Raw genomic sequence first — 20,264 nt, 5'->3', positions numbered from 1 at the left:
CGCTGCTATACCTCTCGCATAGGATGGCGGCATGCCGGCGCCGACACTGCAACACCTCACGCCGCGGCTCAAGCTGCGCCACTTCGCCCTTCTCGCGGAGCTCGAGCGCCAGCGCTCGGTCAGCCGCGCGGCGCAGCACCTCGGCCTGAGCCAGCCCACCGTCACGCGCGCGCTGGGCGAGATCGAGAACATCTTCATGGCGCCGCTGTTCACCCGCGGCCGGCGCGGCCTGGAGCCCACGCCCGCGGGCCTGCTGGTGCTGGCACGGGCACGGGTTGCGCTGGCCGATGCGCATTCGCTGGGCCAGGACCTGGCGGCGCTCGGCACGGGGCTGCAGGGGCGGCTGCGCATCGGCCTCATCCCCTTTCTTTCGCGCGTCACGCAGGACGCCGTCTGGCAGCACCTGCTGGCGGTGCGGCCGCGCCTGGGCTTCGTGGTCGAAGAGGCCACGACCCATGCGCTCGTGCAGGCCGTGCAGGCGCGCACGCTGGACTGCGCGATCTGCCGCTTCACGCCGGCCAGCGCCGAAGCCGGGCTGGCACAGCAGTTCCTCTACAAGCAGGAGCCGCGCCTCGTGGTGTCGCGCACGGCCGCCCAGCGGCTGCTGCGGCGCGGGCTGGACTGGGAGGCCTTCGTGTCCCTGCACTGGATCTTCCCGCCGGCGGACACGCCGATCCGCCAGATGATCCATTCGATCTTCGCCTCGGCCGGGCAACCGGTGCCGGTGCCGCTGCTGGAGGCCTACGCGCACAAGACGCTGGTGTCGGTGCTGCGGCACATGCCCGACGCGATCACCATCCTGCCCGACGACATTGCGCAGGAGGTGGCCGATGCGAGCGGCGCGCGCGTGATGCCCCAGCGCCTGCAGTGGAACCTGCCGCCCGTGGGCGTGGTGCGGCTGCAGGATGTGGCCAATGCCGCCGTCGTGGATGCAATGGCCGAAGCGCTCCGCGGCGCGCGGCCTTAGCGGCTGGAAAGCGCCTGCGCCGCCTTGTCCAGCCCGGCATCGGCCTGGCTGCGGAACTGCCGCGGCGTGACGCCGTTCTGCAGCCTGAAGCGGCGGGCGAAGTAGACCGCGTCGCCGAAGCCGCACTGCCGCGCAATGTCGCCGATGCGGGCGTTCGACGTGACCAGCAGCTCCTTCGCACGCTCGAGGCGGCGTTCAGTCACCAGTTCGGTGAAGGTGCGGCGGGTCTGCTTCTTGAGCAGGTGCGCGAGATAGTTGGGCGAGAGCATCGCCGCCGCCGCGGCATCGTTGAGCGACATTTCCTCGCCCAGGTGCTCGCGCACGTAGCGCATCACGCGCTGCAGCGCATCGTGGCCCGCGCTGCGGCCGCCCTGCAGCGCCGCCTGTGCGAGCAGCGGCCCCTCGTGCCGGCTGCAGGCCAGCGCCATCAGCTGCAGCAGGATGCCGCGGATCGCGCCCACGGCGCCGAAGCGCCGCTCCCGGTTCAGCACGGCGAGCTCGTCGAGCCAAGCAAGAATGCGCACGAAATCGGCATCGCCGAAGTGAAAGTCCACGTATTCCTGGAACAGGAAGGGCGCGAGTTCGGGCTGGCGCGCGGCCGGCACTTCTTCCAGGTCGAGCGCCTCGACCGCCAGCTCGGGCCAGAGAAAGCCCTGGTCGAAGTTCACGATGGCATAGCGCGCGCCGGGCGGATGCGGCACCACGTGCACGCGGTAAGGCAGCACGAAGCTCAGGTGCCCCGCGGTGAACGGGCGCACCGCGCCGCCGATCACCTGCTGCGAGCCGCCGTCGATGCTGACCTGGATCTGGAAATACTCGTGCCGGTGCGGCCGCGCGAGCACGTCGCGCGCGCCTTCGAAGCGGATGTCGAAGTCGAGGTGGTTCGCGCGCTCCTGCATGCCGTAGAGGCGCAGGCTGCTGGATGGAAGGGCCGACATGGCGCGATGGTAAGCCGCTGCCCGAGCTGTTGGCGGCATCGCGTGTTGCCTGCGTGCTGTTTTTGCGTAGATGCGTACGCAAGCGCCGCCGCGGCGCGTTCCAGAATGGCCCGGCTGGCTGCGGCCGGCCTTCATCGCTTTTCATCAAAGATCCAGGAGACAAAGATCATGTCCAATTCACGACGCGGCCTGCTGGCTGGCTCCGCCGCCGTGGCCGCCAGCGCCATGGCCGGCTGCGCGCTGCCTGCCGGTGGCGCATCGCGCTCGGCGCAAACGCCCTTCGCGGTGACGCAGGCCACGGTGCCGATCGTCGGCAGCGAGCAGGCGTTTCCGGTGCGCCGCATCTACTGCATCGGCCGCAACTATGCGGCCCATGCGCGCGAGATGGGTTCCGACCCCAACCGCGAACCGCCCTTCTTCTTCCAGAAACCGGCGGACGCGATCCAGGTCGTCACGCCCGGCACCGTGGCCGACCATCCGTACCCCTCGCTCACCAAGAACTACCACTACGAAGTGGAACTGGTGGTCGCGCTCGGCAAGGGCGGGCGCAACATCGCGGCAGCGGATGCGCTGGACCTGGTCTACGGCTATTCGCTCGGCCTGGACATGACCCGGCGCGACCTGCAGCGCGAGATGGGCGACCAGAAGAAGCCCTGGGAAATCGGCAAGAGCTTCGACCGTTCGGCGCCCATCGGACCGATCCATCCCGTGGCCAAGGTCGGCCACTACACCGACGGCGCGATCTGGCTCAAGGTGAACGGCCAGACCAAGCAGAACGCCACGCTCAAGTACATGATCTGGTCGGTGGCTGAGCAGATCAGCCGCCTGTCGCAGGCTTTCGAGCTGATGCCCGGCGACATCATCTACTCGGGCACGCCCGAGAACGTGGGTCCGGTGGTGCGCGGCGATGTGATCGAGATCCACATCGACGGCCTGCCGAACCTGTCGGTGCGCATCGTCTGAAGGACGAGCGTGGTGCGCTCAGAAGGTGTGAAGGAACCGTCGCGAGCGCCCCGAGCTTGCGTCGAGGACCGGAACCGTACTCGCGTACGGTGAGGACCGCAGATGCGAGATCGGGGTGCGCAGCAGGTTCATTCTCACCTTCTCAGCTGCCGGCCACCTTCATGCGGTTGACCAGGACCGAGCCCGTGGTCTTGGCGCCGAAGGTGTAGGCATCGGCGCCGATGGCCTCGATGCCCATCAGCATGTCCTTCAAGTTGCCGGCAATGGTGATCTCATGCACCGGGAAGGCAATGCGGCCCTTCTCGACCCAGAAGCCGCTCGCGCCGCGCGAGTAGTCGCCGGTCACGTAGTTCACGCCCTGCCCCATCAGCTCGATCACGAAGAGGCCCGTGCCGAGCTTGGCGAGCATGGCGTCGAGGTCGTCGCCAGCCTTGGTGAGGCGCGAGCTCAGGATCAGGTTGTGCGAGCCGCCGGCGTTGCCGGTGGTCTTCATGCCAAGCTTGCGCGCGGAATAGGTCGAGAGAAAGTAGCCTTCGAGCCGGCCGGCGTCCACCACCTTGCGCGCCCGGGTCACCACGCCTTCGTCGTCGAAGGGCGAGCTGCCCTTGCCGCGCAGGACGTGCGGGTCTTCGGCCACGTCGACGTGCTTCGGCAGCACCGGCTTGCCGAGCGAATCGAGCAGGAAAGTGCTCTTGCGGTACAGCGCCCCGCCGCTCACGGCCTGCACCAGCCCGCCCAGCAGGCCCACGGCCAGCGGCGACTCGAACAGCACCGGGCATTCGGTGGTCTTGATCTTGCGCGACTTGAGCCGGCTCAGCGCCCGCTCGGCGGCATAGCGGCCCACCGCCTGCGGGCTGGCCAGTTCGCCGGCCGAGCGCATGGAGCTGTACCAGGAGTCGCGCTGCATGTCGTCGCCCTTGCCGGCGATGGGCGCCACCGACATCGAATGCCTGGAACTCGCGTAGCCGCCGCGGAAACCGTGCGTGTGGGCGCTGAAGAAGTGGCTCTGCTGGGCCGAGACGCCCGCGCCTTCGCTGTTGGTGATGCGCTTGTCGGTCGAAAGCGCCGCCTCTTCGCATTCGAGCGCGAGTGTGGCTGCTTCTTCGCTGGTCACGCTCCAGGGGTGGAACAGGTCGAGTTCGGGGTGCTCCTTGGCAATATCCTCTTCATCGGGAAGGCCGCTGACCGGGTCTTCGGCGGTGAAGCGGGCGATGTCGTAGGCCGCCTGCACGGTCTGGGCGATGGCGGCCTCGGAGAAGTCGGAGGTGCTGGCGTTGCCGCGGCGGTGGCCCACGTAGACCGTGATGCCCAGCGACTTGTCGCGGTTGCGCTCCACGTTCTCTAGCTCGCCCTTGCGCACCGAGACGCTGAGGCCGCAGCCCTCGGAGGCCTCGGCGCCGGCATCGGTGGCACCGAGCTTTTTGGCGTGGGCCAGGGCCGTGTCGACCAGGTTTTCGAAGAAGGAGCGGCTGTAGGCGAAGCCGGAATCGGCGCGCGAGGAGGATGTCGTCATGTGGTGGCTATGATACTTGCGCCCCCTGTTTCACGTTTTTCCTTCAACTTCCCACTGCGCATTGCACGCGTTGCAACGCCGCACGGTGCGGCCCAGAATCCACTCCATGTCCCGCAAACCCAAAAAAGGCTATTTCGTCCGTGGCCAGTTCGTCGCCGAAGGCAGCGAACTCGACCTGGAGCTCAAGCGCGAGCTCAAGGGCACCGACGACGCCAGCCGCACCGACCTCAAGCGCGAGAGCGACGAACTGCAGAAGCTCGGCACCGAACTGCTCGGCCTGCGCGCCGCACTCTTCGACGCGCTCCCGCTGAGCGAAAAACTGGTCGACGCCGTCGCCGAGGCCAAGCGCATCACCAATTTCGAAGGCAAGCGCCGCCAGATGCAGTTCATCGGCAAGCTGATGCGCAAGCTCGAACCCGAAGTGCTGGAGGCCGTGAAGCTCGCCCTGACCGAGCAGAACAGCGTGCCCGCGGCCGAGACCGCCGCGCTGCACGAGGCCGAGCGCTGGCGCGACCGGCTGATTGCCGACGACGACGCGCTGGGCGGCTGGATCGAAACCCACCCCGCCACCGATTCCCAGCAGTTGCGCGCCCTGGTGCGCCAGGCCCGCAAGGACCTGAAGGCCGGCCCGGCCGGCGAAGCGCCGCGCCAGGGCAAGGCCTACCGCGAGATCTTCCAGCTGGTGCGTGCGCAACTCGCGGTGCACGGTGGTGCGGACCATGCGGCTGCGGCGGCTGCGCAAGACCGGGAAGAGGACGCATGACCACTCCTGACTCCGTCCGCATCGGCATCGTCTCCATCAGCGACCGCGCCTCCAGCGGCACCTACGAGGACAAGGGCCTGCCCTCGCTGCAGGCCTGGCTGGGCCGGGCGCTGAAGAACCCGATCGATTTCGAGGCCCGGCTGATTCCCGACGAAGCGGCCCTCATCAGCGCCACGCTGATCGAGCTGGTGAGCGCCGGCTGCTCGCTGGTGCTGACCACCGGCGGCACCGGCCCGGCCCTGCGCGACGTGACGCCCGAGGCCACCCTGGCCGTGGCCCACAAGGAAATGCCCGGCTTCGGCGAGCAGATGCGCCAGATCAGCCTGCGCTTCGTGCCCACCGCGATCCTGTCGCGCCAAGTGGCGGTGATCCGCGACAAGAGCCTGATCATCAACCTGCCGGGGCAGCCGAAGTCGATCGCCGAAACGCTCGAAGGGCTCAGGGACACCGAAGGCGTGCAGGTCGTGCCCGGCATCTTCGCGGCGGTGCCCTACTGCATCGACCTGATCGGCGGGCCGTACCTGGAAACGGACGACACGGTCTGCAAGGCCTTCAGGCCCAAGTCGGCGATCCGGGCGCCGCGCGCTACTTGACCAGCGTGAGCAAGGGCGCGCCCTTGTCCTTGACCATCGTCACGAGGAACTTCGCGGGCTTGGTGGCGCTGGCGTTGCGGCCGACGGTATGGATGTCGGTCGGGCCTTCGTAGAAGGTCTGGCCGGGAATCAGCGTGACCTCCTTGCCGCCCTTCACGCCCATCACGATCGATCCTTCGAGCACGTAGATGAAGGCATGGGCGTCGTGGCGGTGGACCGGGTCCACGGAGCCCGGTGGAAAGTCGACGATGAACGAGATCGCCTCCTTGCCGGGCATGTCCGCCAGGTCCTTCGCCATGAGCACGGTCGCGGCGGCTTCGGGTGCCGCCAGGGCGGGCATCGCGGCGAACGCGCCTAGCGCGAGGCCGAGGGAAATGCAGGTCTTCTGAAAGCGGGTCATCGGTTGCCTTTGCGACCCGCATCGCGGGCCTTGAATGAATGAATGAATAGATGGACAGGCAAGTAGCCGGCGGCTCAGGCCCGCGCGCGCTGCGCAAGCCAGTCCTCGAAGCGGGTCGCCCCGAGGCGCGGGGCGGCGCCGGGCGTCAGCGAGCGGTCGTCGAGCTGCACGCCGAAATAGCTTGCCCCGGCATCGGTGACAACCGGCCGCTTATCGCCGGTCGCTGCGAACAGGCGGCGCACCAGCGCGTCGAGCGGCAAGGCCTCTGGCCCCGCGATCTCGATCCGGCCTTGCGCGGGCGGCTCGGTCACCACGGCGGCAAGCGCGGCAGCGACGTCGTCCGCCGCCATCGGTTGTATCAGCGCGTTCGACAGCCGCACTTCGCCGCCGCGCACGCTCCCGTCGGCGATACCGGCCACGAATTCGAAGAACTGCGTGGCCTGCACGATGGTGTAAGGCACGGGCGAGGCCTCGATCAGTTCCTCCTGGCGCTGCTTGGCGCGGAAATAGCCGCTGGCCAGCAGGCGATCGGTGCCGACCACCGACAGCGCGACATGGTGCGCCACGCCGGCCTCCGCAGCCGCCGCCAGCAGGTTGCGCCCGGCGGTGTCGAAGAAACGGAGCGCCGGCTCGTCCTCGAACGAAGGCGAATTCGCGACGTCGACGACCACGTTGGCACCCGCCAGCGCGGCCTTCAGGCCTTCGCCGGTGAGCGTGTTGACGCCCGTGGAGGGTGAGGCCGCGTTGACCTCGTGGCCCGCGTCGCGCAGGCGCGCGGCAAGCTTGGAGCCGATGAGGCCAGAGCCTCCGATGATGACGATCTTCATGGTCGATTCCTCGGTAAAGGGAGTCAAAAGGAACGCCCCCCGTGGGCGTCCATGCGAGGAAGACGTCCAGCGGGAGGCGTTTGTGACACCGGGATTGAAAATCCCCGCAATATCACGCTGCCGGACGTGACAGTGCTCTCACCCATTCAATGAAAGGGCGTTGAACGTCTGGTTCAGCGAAGATCAAAAGACCGCTTCGTGGGCTCGAAGCTGCCTGGCCGCGACCGGCTACAGCCGGCCATGAGCTGATGTTCAAGAAGGTCCGCTTCGCGGATGCACTCTTGCAAGCCGCAAGTCGTTGAATCGCCCGGATGGTGCGCGACGACCTCGCGCGGCATCGCACCGCGATGCACTGATCCTGCCGGGCCTGCTCAGCCCACCGCATCCCAGTATGGCGGGTCGCCGAAGGCCTCGCGCAGGCAGTCGACGAGTGCGCGCAGCTTGGCCGATGCGCGACGCCCCTCCGGATGAGCGACGTAGACAAACTCCTGCGCGGCGGCCTGGCCGACTCCGACGTTAACGAGCGAACCGGCCTTTAAGGCCGCGCCGACGATGAAGGTCGGCAGCAGCGCCAGGCCCAGGCCCGCCAACGTAGCGTCGAGCATCATGTCGCCGTTGTTGACGCGCAGTGCCGCTGCGGGGCGCACGAACTCGTCGGAGCGCACGTCGATGAAGCGCCAGTCGGCGACGCCACGGTTCAGGTAGTAGACCGCTCGATGCTGTTCAAGGTCGGCGAGCGACTTCGGCCGGCCGTTGCGCTTCAGGTATTCCGGCGAAGCGACGAGGCAGCGCCGGCTCGTGGCCAGCGTCCACGCGACCAGCCGCGTGTCCGCGATCGCGCCGTGGCGAATGACCGCGTCGAAGCCGTCTGCCGAGGCGTCGACCCGTCGGTCGTCGAGTTCCAGCGTCAGTGAGATGCTCGGGTTCTTCGCGAGGAACGGGTACAAGGCCGGTCCCAGATGCATGCGGCCGAAGGTGACACCCGCGGAGAGACGCATCGGCCCGGTGAGCTTTCCGCGACGTTCGCTCACCTCGGCCGCCGCATCGTCGACTTCGCGCACGATGCCCACCGCGCGCTCCAGGAAGGCTGCGCCGTCCTCGGTGAGGCTGAGCTTGCGCGTGGTTCGATGGAACAGCGGTGCGCCCAGGCCGCGTTCCAGTTCGGCGAGGCGCTCGCTGACGACCGACTTTGACAGGTTGAGCCGCCGCGCGGCCGCGCTGATCGAACCGACCTCCGCGATGGCCACGAAGCTCGAGATCCCATCCAGCTTGAGCATGCCTTCTCCTGGTTGCAGGCTTCGAGGCCATTGTCCGCCCTTTCCGAACAAAAGAACCGCAACCTGCCGGCTTATCAAAACAACCGTCCCTGAGCACACTGGGCCCATCGATTCATCCACTCCCACCACTTCAAAGAGACTGATCATGGGCAAGAGACTCGAAGGCAAGGTTGCCATCGTCACCGGCGCAAGTTCCGGCATTGGCCGCGCCTCCGCGTTGCTGTTCGCGGCCGAAGGTGCGAAGCTGGTCGTCGGCGCGCGTCGCGCCTCCGAACTGGACAAGTTGGTCACAGAGATCAACGCCGCCGGCGGCGAGGCCGTCGCGCTGGCCGGCGACGTGCGCTCGGAGGACTACGCGCGGGGGCTGGTCAACCTGGCGGTGAAGCGCTACGGCCGCCTCGACGTTGCGTTCAACAACGCCGGCACGCTCGGCGAAGGCGGCGCCAGCACCGGCGTGTCCGAGGCCGGCTGGAACGATGCGCTCGCCATCAATCTGACCGGCTCGTTCCTTGGCGCGAAGCACCAGATTGCGCAGATGCAGAAGAACGGCGGCGGCTCCGTGATCTTCACCTCGACCTTCGTCGGCTACACGGCAGCCTTCCCCGGCGTGGCGGCGTATGCGGCGAGCAAGTCCGGCCTCATCGGACTGACGCAAGCCCTGGCAGCGGAATACGGCCCCCAGGGCGTGCGCGTCAACGCGATCCTGCCCGGCGCCGTCGACACTGCGATGTACCGCGACATGAACGACACGCCGGAGTCGCGGTCGTTCATCACCAACCTGCATGCGCTCAAACGCGTCGCCAAGCCGGAAGAGCTGGCTCGGTCCGTGCTGTATCTTGCGTCCGACGACGCCAGCTTCGTCACCGGCACGGCCTCGCTCGTCGATGGCGGCGTCTCGATCACCCGCACCTGAACCTAAGGAGAACCACATCATGTTCAGCCCTCTGAAACGCGCATTGGGGATCGGCCTGCTGGCGGCCACCTCCCTAGCGGCCACCCTGTCGGCGCATGCACAGCCCAAGCCCTATCCATCCAGCTTCAAGACCATGTCGGTACAGGCCGATGGCGTGAAGCTGCATGTCCGCGTCGGTGGCAAAGGACCGGCCGTCGTGCTGATCCACGGCTTCGGCGACACCGGCGACATGTGGTCGCCACTCGCAGCGGCGCTGGCGAAGGATCACCGCGTCGTCGTTCCCGACCTGCGCGGCATGGGCCTGTCGTCCAAGCCCGAAGGCGGCTACGACAAGAAGACCCAGGCCGGCGACGTCCGAGCCGTTCTCGACCAGCTCGGCATCGACAAGGCCGACATCGTGGGCCACGACATCGGTACCATGGTGGCCTATGCGTACGCCGCGCGCTATCCCGACAAGACCACCAAGCTGGTCGTGATGGATGCGCCGGTTCCTGGCGTCCCGCCTTGGGAGCAGATCGTGCGCTCGCCCGCGCTGTGGCACTTCGATTTTGGTGGCAAGGATGCGCTGCGCCTGGTGAAGGGACGCGAGCGCATCTACCTCGACCGCTTCTGGAACGAATTCGCCGCCGACCCCACGAAGATCGACGAGGGCACACGCGCCCATTACGCCAAGCTCTACGCCCGACCGGGCGCGATGATGGCCGCGTTCGCGCAGTTCCTGTCGATCCGCAAAGATGCCGAAGACAATGCCGAGTCGGTCAAGACCAGGCTGACCATGCCGGTGCTTGCGATCGGCGGCGAGAAGTCGTTCGGCGCCAACGAGGCCGTGGTGATGCGCAATGCAGCGACGCAGGTGACCGAACTGGTCGTTCCAGGGTCGGGCCACTGGCTAATGGAAGAGGCGACGGACACGACGGTGAAGGCCGTGCAGGAGTTCCTGGCGTCTCCGTAAAACATCGGCTCGCCTGTCGGCTGATGGTGGAATGACAGGTCGGGGCCGGTACCGATACGACCGGCCGCTTCGCGGCGATGAGTTAAGGGGGCGGAATGTCGCTGGTGGGCCCGAAGCTGCCGCAGGGACCCTCCTCAGAGCAAACATATCCATCGGGTATGACCTCGAAGTAGCCATTCGATCTATCGTCCGTCCCTCCGACAAGGAATACGTCATGGATCGGATTTACCAGTGGCACTGCGCAGCAGCCTCATAAAGCGTGGCCAGCAGCAAGGCCCAGGGCAGCGCCTTCTCGTTGCCGCCCACCGCGTAGGAATGTTCATGTGCCATGGGTCATCACTCCTTGCGCAGGATCGAGGGGTGCGCCGTGGTTCTGCTCGCGGACTTCTTCCGCCTCTTCGTCTTCATCGCGTCGATGGGCGATACGGTAGAGCAGCGGAAGCACCAGCAGCGTCAGCGCGGTCGAAGAGAGGATGCCGCCAATCACCACGGTGGCCAGCGGCCGCTGCACCTCGGCCCCGGTGCCGGTGGCAATCGCCATCGGCACGAAGCCCAGTGACGCGACCAGCGCAGTCATCAGCACCGGCCGCAGCCGGGTGAGCGCGCCTTCGCGGATGGCCGCGTCCAGCGGCAGCCCGCCCTCGCGCAGGTTGCGGATGAACGAGATCATCACCAGTCCGTTGAGCACCGCCACGCCCGACAACGCAATGAAGCCCACCGCCGCCGAGATCGACAGCGGAATGCCGCGCAGCCACAGTGCGACGATGCCGCCCGTGAGCGCGAACGGAATGCCGGTGAACACCAGCAGCCCATCCTTCAGGTTGCCGAACATCGCGAACAGCAGCGTGAACACCAGGAGCAGCGACACCGGCACCACCACCTGCAGCCGCTCGGTGGCCGACGCCAGGTTCTCGTACTGGCCGCCCCAGGCCGTCCAGTAGCCCGGCGGAATGCGCACCTTGCGCATCGCTTCCCCGGCCTCGGCCACGAAGGAGCCGAGGTCGCGCCCGCGCACATTGGCGCTCACCACGATGCGGCGCTTGCCGTCCTCACGGCTCACCTGATTCGGACCCGGCGCGAACTCCAGCGTGGCCACTTCGCCGAGCGGGATGAAGCTGGCGCGCTGCTGCGCCTGCGCACCCGCGCCCATGGGCAGCGCCAGCGGAAGGCGCTTGATCGCCTCCAGGTCGGTGCGCAGGTGCTCGGGCAGCCGCACGAGGATGCCGAAACGCCGGTCGCCGTCGAACAGCGTGCCCGCCTCGCGCCCACCCACTGCGATGGAGACCGCGTCCTGCACGTCGCCCACGTTGAGGCCGTAGCGCGCGGTCTTGCCGCGGTCGATGTTCACCGTGAGCATCGGCAGGCCGGTGGTCTGCTCGACCTTCACTTCGGTGGCGCCGGGGATCCTGCCCAGGGCTTCCGCCACCTCGGCCGCCGTCTTGTTCAGCACCTCCATGTCGTCGCCGAAGATCTTCACGGCCACGTCGCTGCGCACGCCCGAGATCAGCTCGTTGAAGCGCAGCTGGATCGGCTGCGAGAACTCGTAGTTGTTGCCCGGCAGCTTCTCGACCTCTTGCTGCACGGCGTCCCGCAGCTCGTCGCGCGTGCGCCGCGGCTCGGGCCACTCGCTCTCCGGCTTGAGCATGATGTAGCCATCGGAAATGTTCGGCGGCATCGGGTCCGAGGCGATCTCGGCCGTGCCGGTGCGCGCGAACACGCGTTCGATCTCCGGAAACTTCGCCTTCAGCGTGCGTTCGATCTGCTTTTGCATCTCGACCGACTGCGTGAGGCTGGTGCCCGGAATGCGCAGCGCCTGGATGGCGAAGTCGCCCTCGCCGAGGCTCGGCACGAACTCCGTGCCCAGGCGCGTGGCCAGCAGGCCCGACAGAACCACCGCCACAACCGCCGTGGTAATGACCAGCGGCTTGGCCGCCATCGCGCGCGCGAGCAGCGGCTCGTAGCCGCGCCGGGCCCACTGCATCAGGCGGTTCTCCTTCTCGCTCACCTTGTTGCCGATGAACAGCGCCACGGCCGCGGGAATGAAGGTGATCGACAGGATCATCGCGCCGAGCAGCGCAATCACCACGGTGAAGGCCATCGGGTGGAACAGCTTGCCCTCCACGCCCGCGAGCGCAAAGATCGGCAGGTACACGATCATGATGATCAGCTGGCCGAACAGCAGCGGCCGCCGCGCCTCCTGCGAGGCCGCGAACACCTCGTGAAAGCGCTCGCTGCGCGTCAGCGCCCGCCCATGCCTGGCCTGCGCGTGGGCGAGGCGCCGCACGCAGTTCTCCACGATCACCACCGCGCCGTCGATGATGATGCCGAAGTCCAGCGCGCCCAGGCTCATGAGGTTGGCGCTGATCTTCTGGTTCACCATGCCGGTGAAGGTGAAGAGCATCGACAGCGGAATCACCAGCGCGGTGATCAGCGCCGCGCGCAGGTTGCCGAGGAACAGGAACAGCACCGCAATCACCAGCACCGCACCCTCGAACAGGTTCTTCTTCACGGTGGCAATGGCCTTGTCGACCAGCACCGTGCGGTCGTACACCGTGACGGCCTTCACGCCTTCGGGCAGCGTGCGGTTGATTTCCTGCATCTTCTTGTCGACCGCCTGCGAGACGGTGCGGCTGTTCTCCCCGATCAGCATGAACACCGTGCCCAGCACCACCTCGCGGCCGTTGTCGGTGGCGGCGCCGGTGCGCAGCTCCTGGCCGACGCCGACCTCGGCCACGTCCTGCACGCGCAGCGGAATACCGCCGGCACTGGCGCTGGAGTTCGCGAGGATCACGTTGCCGATGTCCTCCGCCGACTTCACCTGGCCCGGTGCGCGGATCAGGTATTGCTCGCCGCGCTTCTCGATGTAGCCCGCACCCACGTTGGCGTTGTTGCGCTCCAGAGCGGCCACGATGTCGGTCATCGTGAGGCCGTGCGCCAGCAGCTTTGCAGGGTCGGGCGCGATCTGGAACTCCTTCGCGTGGCCGCCGATGGAGTTGATCTCGGTCACGCCCTTCACGTTGCGCAGCTGCGGCTTGATGATCCAGTCCTGGATCTCGCGCAGGTCGGTGGGCGTGTAAGGCTTGCCGTCGGCTTTCCTGGCGCTCTCTTCGGCTTCCACGGTCCAGAGATAGATTTCGCCCAGCCCGGTCGAGATCGGCCCGATCACCGGCGAGATGCCGCTGGGCATGTTCTCGCGCGCCGACTGGATGCGCTCGTTCACGAGCTGCCGCGCAAAGTAGATGTCGGTGCCGTCCTCGAAGATCACCGTCACCTGCGAGAGGCCGTAGCGCGACAGCGACCGGGCCTGCTGCAGCCCCGGCAGGCCGGCCATGACCGTCTCTATCGGGTAGGTCACGCGCTGCTCGGCCTCGAGCGGCGAATAGCCCGGCGCGGCGGTGTTGATCTGCACCTGCACGTTGGTGATGTCTGGCACCGCGTCGATCGGCAGCTTCTGGTAGCTGAAGACGCCGAGCGCGGCCATGCCCAGCACGGCCAGCAGGACCAGCCAGCGCTGCTCGATGGAAAACCGGATGACTCGTTCGAACATGCGGTGTCCTCAGTGGGTGTGCGTGGCAGAGCTCTTGCCCTGCTGCGACTTCACGACGAAGCTGCCGCTCGCGGCATGCGCGGTGCCGGGCACGAGGCCGCTCAATATTTCGATGCGCCGGCCGTCGCTGCGGCCGATCTGCACGTGCTGTGGCATGAAGCCGCCGGGCACCTTGAGGAAGACGGTGGGCTTGTCTTCCACCGTCTGCACTGCATCGGCAGACACCGAGACGGGCGCCTCCGCTTCGGACGCAACCAGCTCCACATTCACGAACAGCCCGGGCCGCCACATGCGCTGCGGATTCGCCAGCGTGACGCGCGCCGTGGCGGTGCGCGTCTGCGCGCCGATCAGCGAACCCACGTAAGACACCGTGCCGCTGGCCGCCTGCTCGAAGGCGCTGGAGCGGATGGTCACCGGCTCGCCGACGCGCACGAGTTTCAGGTTGTTCGCGGCCACGCTGATCTCGGCCCACACGGTCGAGAGATCGGAAATGGTGAAGACGCTGGCGTCTTCCTTCACCGATTCGCCGAGCGAGATGTGCTTCTCGACCACCATGCCGTTGAAGGGTGCGCGCAGCTCGTAGCGGCCAAGTGCCAAAGAGGCGGGCGCGGCCCCCAGCGCGAGCAGCTTCTGGTTCGCATTGGCCACGGCGATCTGCGCCTCCTGCATGGCCTGCTGTGCCTGCAGGTAGTCCTGCTGGGCCGAGATCTTTTCTTCCCAGAGTTTCTTCTCGCGCTGGTAGGTGGTGCGGGCCAGCTCGAGCCGGCGCTGCGCCGACTGAAGCTCGCTGCGCTGCTCCGAGAGCATCGGGCTCGAGAGCACCGCCAGCACCTGCCCGCGCTTGACCTCCTGCCCGAGGTTGGCCGGCACGCTCTCGACCACGCCCGCCACGCGCGGCACCACGTGGGCCGTGCGGTCTTCGTTGAACCTGATCTCGCCGGGCAGCTGCAGCGACGACCGGATGCGCGCCGGGCCGGCGCTTTCGATGGCCAAGCCGGCGGCCTGGATCTGCTCATCCGTGAAGGCAATCCTTTTCTCTTCTCCCTTGTGCTCCTCGCCGGCGTGGCCTTTGGCTTCGCCATGTCCGCGGCCGTGGTCCTCCTTGCCCTCGGCGTGGCCTTCCTCATGGTGCTCGCCATCGGCATGCCCCTCGGCTTCCGAATGGCCGGCGACCTCAGGCGCGGGCGGCGCGGTGCGCAGGATCATCGCGCCGGCGCCGAGGCCCACCACCAGCACGGCCGCGATGGCCATCCACTGCTTCTTGCCGATGCGCTCGGCGAAGGTCTTGCGTTCTTCTTCGGTGTTCATGATTCGTGCGTTCCTTGTCAGCGCGCGGCAGGTGCCGCATGCGGGGTTTCTTCTTCGCCGCCGGTGCCGAGCAGCCGGTCGAGTTCTGCGGCCGCGCGATGCGCCTCGGCCACGGCAAGCAGGTGCTGGCTGCGCACCTGGAACAGCGTGCGCTGCGCATCGAGCGCCTCGAGAAAGCCGAACTTGCCGAGCTCGAAGCCCCTGGCCGCGGCCTTGTAGGCGGCTTCGGCACCGGGCAGCGCGTCGTGCTGCAGCGTCTGGGCAGTGGCGCGCGCCGAGCGCAGGCGTTCGGTGGCCTGCGCCACGTCGGCACCCAGCTGCAGTTCGGCCACGGCGAGGTCGTCGCGCGCCTTGTCTTCGCGGCTCAGCGCCTCGGCGACGTTGCCGCGGTTGGTGTCGAAGATCGGCAGCGGCACCGACAGGCCCACCACGACCTGGTTGCGGCCGCTGCTGCTGCTGCTGCCCATGCCCTCGTCGGCCGGCACGCGCTTCGCGCCCAGCGACACGGTGAGGTCGGGCATGCGCCGGGCCTGCTCCAGCTCAGACAGCGCCTGGCGCCGCTCGACCTCGAGCCGCGCCTGGCGCAGCACGGGCGCCGCGGCAAGCCGGCCCTCCACGTTCCCCGCTTCAACCGCGGCCGGCAGCCGGTCGAGCGCGCCGTCCGCGCGCGTGAAGCGCGGGTTCGGGTTGCCCCAGAGCGCAGCAAGTTGCTGGCGCGCCGAACGCAATGCGCCCTCGGCCTGCAGCAGCTCGACGCGGATGCCGGCCTCGGCCACGCGCGCGCGGTTCTCTTCCAGAGGCGAAACCTTGCCCGCCGCCACGCGGTTGGCGGCGGCGCGGGTGGCCGCCTCTGCAAGCCCCACCGAGTCCTGCGCCAGGCGCAAGCGCTCCTGCGCAGCCAGCACTTCGAAGAACAGCGTGATCGCCGATGCGCGCAGCTCGGAGCGCCGCGCGAGCAGTGCCGATGCGGCCTGGTCGCGCGCACGCTCGGCCGCCGCCACGCGGGCTGCGCGCTTGCCGCCCAGTTCGATGGGCTGGCTCAGCTGCAGCGTGGTGGTGCGGTTGCCGCGGCGCAGGTCTTCCAGCTGCGCTTCGAGCACGGGATTGGGCCAGGCACCGGCCTGCAGCACGGCCGCATCGGTGGCCTCCCGCTCGCGCGAGGCGGACGAAAGCCCGGGGTTGAACTGCCGTGCGAGCGCAAGCGCGCTGCGCAGGTCCAGCGGACCGGCGGGCTCCGCCGTTGCCGCGGCCGCGGGCCGGATCGGCGAGGGGTGGGAACCGGCAACGGGTTGTGAAAATGCCGGGGGCACCGCCAGGGCCATGACGGCCAGCGGCACGAAGAGCGTGCGCATCGAATTCTCCTGGGTTGCAAAACAACGGACGGACGAATTCGGCGAGAGCTCAGCTGCTGATGTCGGGTATCAGGGGGATGGGTCGTTCTCTCGCCGAATCAAAGGGCGAGAGGCCACGCAGGAGGCACGGGCACTTCGGAGATGTGCGAGATGAAATGTTCATCGGACACGGCGCGCAGCGACTGCGCCATTGGCAGCGCCTGCATGCGATCAGGCGCCGAGGGCAGGTGCTGCGCCTGGCCCAGATGGCAGACGGCGCAATCGCCGAGCACGGCGTTGGGCTGGGTGCCGGGGCTCTTCTGTGCGTCGTCGGTGCGGGAGCTGCCCGCGCTGCGGTCCGGCTCATGCTCGTGATGACCCCAGTGGCTCGGCTGCGCATCGCGCTCGTGCTGGCAATAGGCGGCCGATGCCGCCCAGCTGAACTGGAACGGGAGCAGAAGCAGCAGGAAGATGAGGAGCCAGCGGCGCATGGACCAAAAAGTATATCGACGGCATGTGGCACGCTGGCCTGCAATGCCCCTGCGGTCTGCAGGTTGCGGCGCAATGTAAGTCAGGCGTGCGGGATCTTGCCCCTCGCCGTGATTACGAATTCGTAACCTCCGGCGCCCCCACCCCATCGTTAACATCCGTCGATGCGAATTCTGGTCATTGAAGACGAACCCAAGCTGGGCGACTACCTGAAGAAGGGCCTGGAGGAGAACGGCTATGTGGTCGACATCGCGCGCGACGGCATCGAAGGCCGCTACCTCGCCACCGAGGGCGACTACGCGCTGATCCTGCTCGACGTGATGCTTCCCGGCATCGACGGCTTCGCGGTGCTGCAAGCGATACGGCGCACCAGCAACGTGCCCGTGCTGGTGCTCACCGCCCGCGACAAGGTCGAAGACCGGGTCAACGGCCTGCAGCAAGGCGCCGACGACTACCTGGTCAAGCCCTTCTCCTTTTCCGAACTGCTGGCGCGTGTGCAGGCGCTGCTGCGCCGCGGCAAGCCGCAGGAGTCCACCATGCTCCGGCTGGCCGACCTGGAGCTCGACCTGGCCAGCCGCAAGTGCTTTCGCGACCGCAAGCGCCTGGACCTCACGGCCAAGGAGTTCACGTTGCTGGTGGTGCTGCTGCGCCGCCGCGGGCAGATACTTTCGCGCAGCACGCTCGCCGAGCAGGTGTGGGAGATGAACTTCGACAGCGACACCAACGTGGTCGAGGTGGCCATCCGCAGGCTGCGCAGCAAGATCGACGATCCATTCGACGTCAAGCTGCTGCACACGGTGCGCGGCATGGGCTACGTGCTCGAGGATCGTTCCTGGTCGTGAGCCCGACACGGCCGCATTCGATACGCAACCGGCTCACCTCCTGGTTCGCCGCGCAGGCCTTCTTCTGCCTCAGCGTGGCCTGCCTCGCGGTGTACCTGGTCACGGCATGGAGCTTCGGCGAGAAGCAGGACGGCGAACTCGACAACAAGGCGCAGCTGGTGCGGCACCTGCTGGAGGAAGGCGAGAAGGACGGCGATCTTTCCTTCCTGCGCCACAAGCTAGAAGACTTCTTCTCGCTGCAGGACGACGTGAGCCTGTCGATCGCGCGGCAGTCCGACGGCAGCGTTTTCTTTCGCTCGGCACCGGCCGCGGGCGGGCGCTGGGTCCAGCGCGACTTCGTGCACACGTGGGGCCGGGCAGGCGGCGGCACGCCGCTTTCGATCCGCATCGGCATCGACGTGGCAAGGGATGTGGTGCTGCTGCGCCGCCTTGCATGGACACTGCTGGCGGCCACCGTGCTGGGCACGCTGCTGGTGTCGCTGACCGGCGCGCAGCTGGTGCGGCGCGGGCTGCGGCCGCTGCAGGCACTGGCCGAGCGCACCGCCGCACTGACGCCGGACCACATCAACCAGCCCATCGACGCATCGGCGTTCGCGCGCGAACTGCATCCGTGGATCACGCAGTTCAATGCCCTGCTGCTGCGCGTGCAGAAGGCCTATGTGCAACTCGAATCGTTCAATGCCGACGTCGCGCACGAGCTGCGCACGCCGCTCGCCAACCTGATCGGCTCCACCGAACTTGCGCTGTCGCGCCCGCGGCCGAACGAAGAGCTGCAAGCCGTTCTGGCCTCCAACCTCGAAGAGGTCGGCAGGCTCTCTGGCATCGTCACCGACATGCTCTTTCTGTCGCAGGCCGAGCGCGGCGCACCGCTGCGCGTGAAGGCCGGTACCAGCCTGGCGGCGCAGGCGCGCGATGTGGTCGACTTTCACGACGCCATGCTCGAGGAAGCCGGGCTCGCGGCCACGCTCACCGGCGACGCCGTGGCCGATGTCGATGCTTCGCTTGTGCGGCGCGCGCTTTCCAACCTGCTGGGCAATGCCATCCGCTTCGCAGCGCCGGCATCCCGCATCGGCATAGAGATTTGCACGGGCCCGAACGAAGCCACGCTCACTGTCGTGAACCGCGGCGAACCGATCGCGGCCGAGACGCTGCCGCGCCTGTTCGAGCGTTTCTATCGCGCCGACGCCGCAAGGGACAGGTCGGCGCGCCACCACGGCCTGGGGCTCTCGATCGTCGAGGCCATTGCGCGCATGCATGGCGGCCGCGTGTTCGCCTCCAGCGCAGATGGCGAGACCCGCATCGGGTTCGCAGTGCCGCTCGCGCGCTGAGGTCCTACGGCTTGGCGCGCGCCTGCGCTTCGGCTTCGGCCTTCTCGGCTGCGGTGGAAACCTTTGCGCGCCCCATCACCAGGTTGATCAGCGGCCCCGTCATCGCGGTGGTGGCGAGCGCCATCACCAGCAGCATGGTGAACAGTTCGGGGCCGATCAGCCCGACGTCAAGCCCGATCTTGATCACGATCAGCTCCATGAGCCCGCGCGCATTCATCAGCGAACCGGTGGCCAGGCTGTCGCGCCAGCCGTAGCCGGCGATGCGTGCGCCGGCCGCGCCGCCGGCGATCTTGCCGACGGTGGCAACGCCCACGATCAGCAGCATCGCGCCCAGGCTCGCACTGGAGAAGGCATTCGCCGTGGTGCCCAGTCCGGCCAGCGCAAAGAACAGCGGCATCAGCACGACGATGGAGATCGGCTCGATGCGTTCGCTCAGCGAGCGCAGCAGCCGGTCGTCGCGCGGCAGGCAGGCGCCGAACAGGAAAGCGCCGAACACCGCGTGCAGGTGCAGCCATTCGGTCAACAGCGCGGTGACCAGCAGGCCGATCATGAGCGAGGCCATCACCGTGGTCGAAGGTTCGCCGTCGGGCGCCTTCACGCGCAGCAGCCAGGCAAAGGCCGGCTTCAGGCCGAAAAACAGCACCGCGAGCATCACGACCACGCCAACCGTGATCTTTATGAGGCCCGCGTAGCCCTCGCCCGCGCCCACCAGGGCCACCACGAAGGCCAGCAGGATCCAGGCGAACACGTCGACCACCGCGGCGGCGCTGAGCGAGAGCTGGCCGAAGGAGGTGCGCGTCATGCCGCGGTCCTTGAGGATGCGCGCCATGACCGGAAAGGCCGTGATGGAGAGCGCCGCCGCCATGAACAGCGCAAAGGGCCAGAAAGCGACGCCGGCCGGCGCCAGCGTGGGATACAGCGCCGGCGAGATCGCGAGGCCCAGCGCCAGCGGCACGACCACGCTGAGCACGCCTACCGCGCCGGCGGCCTTCAGCTGCGACCGCATGTTCCGCGAAGCCCGCAGTTCCAGGCCGACAACGAACATGAACAGCACCAGCCCCACCGTCGACAGCGACGAAAGGCCCTGCAGCTGGTCCCTGGAGAACAGCTGCGCGTGCAGCGACGGAAAGAGCGCGCCCATGACCGCCGGCCCGAGCATGAGCCCCGCGGCCATTTCGCCCACCACGCTGGGCTGGCCCACATGGCGAAGCACCCAGCCGCAGAGACGCGCGGTGGTGAGGATGACGACGAGCTGCAGCAGCAGTGAGGTGACGGACATGGACGAGACGGCGGTGACGGGTATCGCTCGATCT

Annotated in this window: 18 protein-coding genes; 8 read left to right on the top strand and 10 right to left on the bottom strand. The window is 67.8% G+C overall.

Annotation, left to right across the window (positions count from 1 at the left end):
- Positions 1-31: 31 nt before the first annotated feature.
- A complete protein-coding gene (locus tag QFZ47_RS21770; protein WP_307657607.1) occupies positions 32-967 on the top strand; it encodes a LysR family transcriptional regulator in 936 nt (311 codons plus the stop codon).
- Here the strand turns inward: QFZ47_RS21770 and QFZ47_RS21765 are convergent.
- Positions 964-1,866, bottom strand: coding sequence for a helix-turn-helix transcriptional regulator (locus QFZ47_RS21765; RefSeq protein ID WP_307658991.1), 903 nt, complete (start codon positions 1,864-1,866; stop codon positions 964-966). The genes QFZ47_RS21770 and QFZ47_RS21765 overlap by 4 nt on opposite strands.
- A 207-nt stretch (positions 1,867-2,073) precedes the next feature.
- On the opposite strand from QFZ47_RS21765, the gene QFZ47_RS21760 reads away from it, so the two are divergent.
- A complete protein-coding gene (locus QFZ47_RS21760) occupies positions 2,074-2,868 on the top strand; it encodes a fumarylacetoacetate hydrolase family protein (RefSeq protein ID WP_307657606.1) in 795 nt (264 codons plus the stop codon).
- Positions 2,869-3,010: 142 nt separating this feature from the next.
- On the opposite strand, the gene pmbA is transcribed toward QFZ47_RS21760, so the two are convergent.
- The gene (pmbA, locus tag QFZ47_RS21755; RefSeq protein WP_307657605.1) at positions 3,011-4,381 is read right to left on the bottom strand and encodes a metalloprotease PmbA; all 1,371 of its coding nucleotides are present in this window, start codon (positions 4,379-4,381) and stop codon (positions 3,011-3,013) included.
- 106 nt (positions 4,382-4,487) lie between these two features.
- Between pmbA and yjgA the strand changes: the two genes are divergently transcribed.
- Positions 4,488-5,144, top strand: a complete 657-nt coding sequence (yjgA, locus tag QFZ47_RS21750) for a ribosome biogenesis factor YjgA (RefSeq protein ID WP_307657604.1) — start codon at positions 4,488-4,490, stop codon at positions 5,142-5,144.
- Positions 5,141-5,737: a molybdopterin adenylyltransferase gene (gene mog, locus QFZ47_RS21745; protein ID WP_307657603.1), complete on the top strand. Its 597-nt coding sequence runs from the start codon at positions 5,141-5,143 to the stop codon at positions 5,735-5,737. Before yjgA ends, mog begins: the two co-directional genes overlap by 4 nt.
- On the opposite strand, the gene QFZ47_RS21740 is transcribed toward mog, so the two are convergent.
- The 3 genes from QFZ47_RS21740 to QFZ47_RS21730 all read right to left on the bottom strand — a co-directional run bounded on the left by QFZ47_RS21740 (position 5,730) and on the right by QFZ47_RS21730 (position 8,241).
- Positions 5,730-6,137 carry a cupin domain-containing protein gene (locus tag QFZ47_RS21740; protein ID WP_307657602.1) on the bottom strand — a complete coding sequence of 136 codons (408 nt, stop codon included), beginning with the start codon at positions 6,135-6,137 and terminating at the stop codon, positions 5,730-5,732. The two genes, mog and QFZ47_RS21740, sit on opposite strands and share 8 nt — an antisense overlap.
- A 74-nt stretch (positions 6,138-6,211) precedes the next feature.
- Positions 6,212-6,964: an SDR family oxidoreductase gene (locus tag QFZ47_RS21735; RefSeq protein WP_307657601.1), complete on the bottom strand. Its 753-nt coding sequence runs from the start codon at positions 6,962-6,964 to the stop codon at positions 6,212-6,214.
- A 371-nt stretch (positions 6,965-7,335) separates the two neighbouring features.
- The gene (locus QFZ47_RS21730; protein WP_307657600.1) at positions 7,336-8,241 is read right to left on the bottom strand and encodes a LysR family transcriptional regulator; all 906 of its coding nucleotides are present in this window, start codon (positions 8,239-8,241) and stop codon (positions 7,336-7,338) included.
- 145 nt (positions 8,242-8,386) lie between these two features.
- On the opposite strand from QFZ47_RS21730, the gene QFZ47_RS21725 reads away from it, so the two are divergent.
- Complete coding sequence (locus QFZ47_RS21725) at positions 8,387-9,154, top strand: SDR family oxidoreductase (protein ID WP_307657599.1); 768 nt, start codon at positions 8,387-8,389, stop codon at positions 9,152-9,154.
- Between the two features lie 19 nt (positions 9,155-9,173).
- Positions 9,174-10,106 carry an alpha/beta hydrolase gene (locus tag QFZ47_RS21720; protein WP_370880604.1) on the top strand — a complete coding sequence of 311 codons (933 nt, stop codon included), beginning with the start codon at positions 9,174-9,176 and terminating at the stop codon, positions 10,104-10,106.
- A gap of 319 nt (positions 10,107-10,425) precedes the next feature.
- On the opposite strand, the gene QFZ47_RS21715 is transcribed toward QFZ47_RS21720, so the two are convergent.
- The 4 genes from QFZ47_RS21715 to czcI all read right to left on the bottom strand — a co-directional run bounded on the left by QFZ47_RS21715 (position 10,426) and on the right by czcI (position 16,783).
- A complete protein-coding gene (locus tag QFZ47_RS21715) occupies positions 10,426-13,653 on the bottom strand; it encodes a CusA/CzcA family heavy metal efflux RND transporter (protein WP_307657598.1) in 3,228 nt (1,075 codons plus the stop codon).
- Between the two features lie 9 nt (positions 13,654-13,662).
- Positions 13,663-14,961 (bottom strand): efflux RND transporter periplasmic adaptor subunit, encoded by a 1,299-nt coding sequence (locus QFZ47_RS21710; protein WP_307657597.1) that lies wholly within the window; start codon positions 14,959-14,961, stop codon positions 13,663-13,665.
- Between the two features lie 17 nt (positions 14,962-14,978).
- Positions 14,979-16,313, bottom strand: coding sequence for a TolC family protein (locus QFZ47_RS21705; RefSeq protein ID WP_307657596.1), 1,335 nt, complete (start codon positions 16,311-16,313; stop codon positions 14,979-14,981).
- Between the two features lie 98 nt (positions 16,314-16,411).
- Positions 16,412-16,783 (bottom strand): cation efflux protein, CzcI family, encoded by a 372-nt coding sequence (gene czcI, locus QFZ47_RS21700; protein ID WP_307657595.1) that lies wholly within the window; start codon positions 16,781-16,783, stop codon positions 16,412-16,414.
- 162 nt (positions 16,784-16,945) lie between these two features.
- Here czcI and QFZ47_RS21695 point away from each other — a divergent pair, with 162 nt between their 5' ends.
- On the top strand, positions 16,946-17,623 hold the full coding sequence (locus QFZ47_RS21695) for a heavy metal response regulator transcription factor (protein ID WP_307657594.1): 678 nt from the start codon (positions 16,946-16,948) through the stop codon (positions 17,621-17,623).
- A complete protein-coding gene (locus QFZ47_RS21690; RefSeq protein ID WP_307657593.1) occupies positions 17,620-18,951 on the top strand; it encodes a heavy metal sensor histidine kinase in 1,332 nt (443 codons plus the stop codon). Before QFZ47_RS21695 ends, QFZ47_RS21690 begins: the two co-directional genes overlap by 4 nt.
- Positions 18,952-18,955: 4 nt before the next feature.
- Here the strand turns inward: QFZ47_RS21690 and QFZ47_RS21685 are convergent, their stop codons facing one another.
- On the bottom strand, positions 18,956-20,230 hold the full coding sequence (locus tag QFZ47_RS21685) for a cation:proton antiporter (RefSeq protein WP_307657592.1): 1,275 nt from the start codon (positions 20,228-20,230) through the stop codon (positions 18,956-18,958).
- Between the last annotated feature and the right edge of the window lie 34 nt (positions 20,231-20,264).

It is taken from the genome of Variovorax paradoxus, assembly GCF_030815975.1.
Classification (GTDB): Bacteria; Pseudomonadota; Gammaproteobacteria; order Burkholderiales; family Burkholderiaceae_C; genus Variovorax; species Variovorax paradoxus_N.
This window is presented reverse-complemented; position numbering and strand designations above follow the sequence as displayed.

Excerpts from the sequence above, each read along its gene's own strand:
- QFZ47_RS21770 (WP_307657607.1), top strand. The coding sequence starts at position 32 with ATGCCGGCGCCGACACTGCAACACCTCACGCCGCGGCTCAAGCTGCGC.
- QFZ47_RS21765 (WP_307658991.1), bottom strand. The coding sequence starts at position 1,866 with ATGCAGGAGCGCGCGAACCACCTCGACTTCGACATCCGCTTCGAAGGC.
- QFZ47_RS21760 (WP_307657606.1), top strand. The coding sequence starts at position 2,074 with ATGTCCAATTCACGACGCGGCCTGCTGGCTGGCTCCGCCGCCGTGGCC.
- pmbA (WP_307657605.1), bottom strand. The coding sequence starts at position 4,381 with ATGACGACATCCTCCTCGCGCGCCGATTCCGGCTTCGCCTACAGCCGC.
- yjgA (WP_307657604.1), top strand. The coding sequence starts at position 4,488 with ATGTCCCGCAAACCCAAAAAAGGCTATTTCGTCCGTGGCCAGTTCGTC.
- mog (WP_307657603.1), top strand. The coding sequence starts at position 5,141 with ATGACCACTCCTGACTCCGTCCGCATCGGCATCGTCTCCATCAGCGAC.
- QFZ47_RS21740 (WP_307657602.1), bottom strand. The coding sequence starts at position 6,137 with ATGACCCGCTTTCAGAAGACCTGCATTTCCCTCGGCCTCGCGCTAGGC.
- QFZ47_RS21735 (WP_307657601.1), bottom strand. The coding sequence starts at position 6,964 with ATGAAGATCGTCATCATCGGAGGCTCTGGCCTCATCGGCTCCAAGCTT.
- QFZ47_RS21730 (WP_307657600.1), bottom strand. The coding sequence starts at position 8,241 with ATGCTCAAGCTGGATGGGATCTCGAGCTTCGTGGCCATCGCGGAGGTC.
- QFZ47_RS21725 (WP_307657599.1), top strand. The coding sequence starts at position 8,387 with ATGGGCAAGAGACTCGAAGGCAAGGTTGCCATCGTCACCGGCGCAAGT.
- QFZ47_RS21720 (WP_370880604.1), top strand. The coding sequence starts at position 9,174 with ATGTTCAGCCCTCTGAAACGCGCATTGGGGATCGGCCTGCTGGCGGCC.
- QFZ47_RS21715 (WP_307657598.1), bottom strand. The coding sequence starts at position 13,653 with ATGTTCGAACGAGTCATCCGGTTTTCCATCGAGCAGCGCTGGCTGGTC.
- QFZ47_RS21710 (WP_307657597.1), bottom strand. The coding sequence starts at position 14,961 with ATGAACACCGAAGAAGAACGCAAGACCTTCGCCGAGCGCATCGGCAAG.
- QFZ47_RS21705 (WP_307657596.1), bottom strand. The coding sequence starts at position 16,313 with ATGCGCACGCTCTTCGTGCCGCTGGCCGTCATGGCCCTGGCGGTGCCC.
- czcI (WP_307657595.1), bottom strand. The coding sequence starts at position 16,783 with ATGCGCCGCTGGCTCCTCATCTTCCTGCTGCTTCTGCTCCCGTTCCAG.
- QFZ47_RS21695 (WP_307657594.1), top strand. The coding sequence starts at position 16,946 with ATGCGAATTCTGGTCATTGAAGACGAACCCAAGCTGGGCGACTACCTG.
- QFZ47_RS21685 (WP_307657592.1), bottom strand. The coding sequence starts at position 20,230 with ATGTCCGTCACCTCACTGCTGCTGCAGCTCGTCGTCATCCTCACCACC.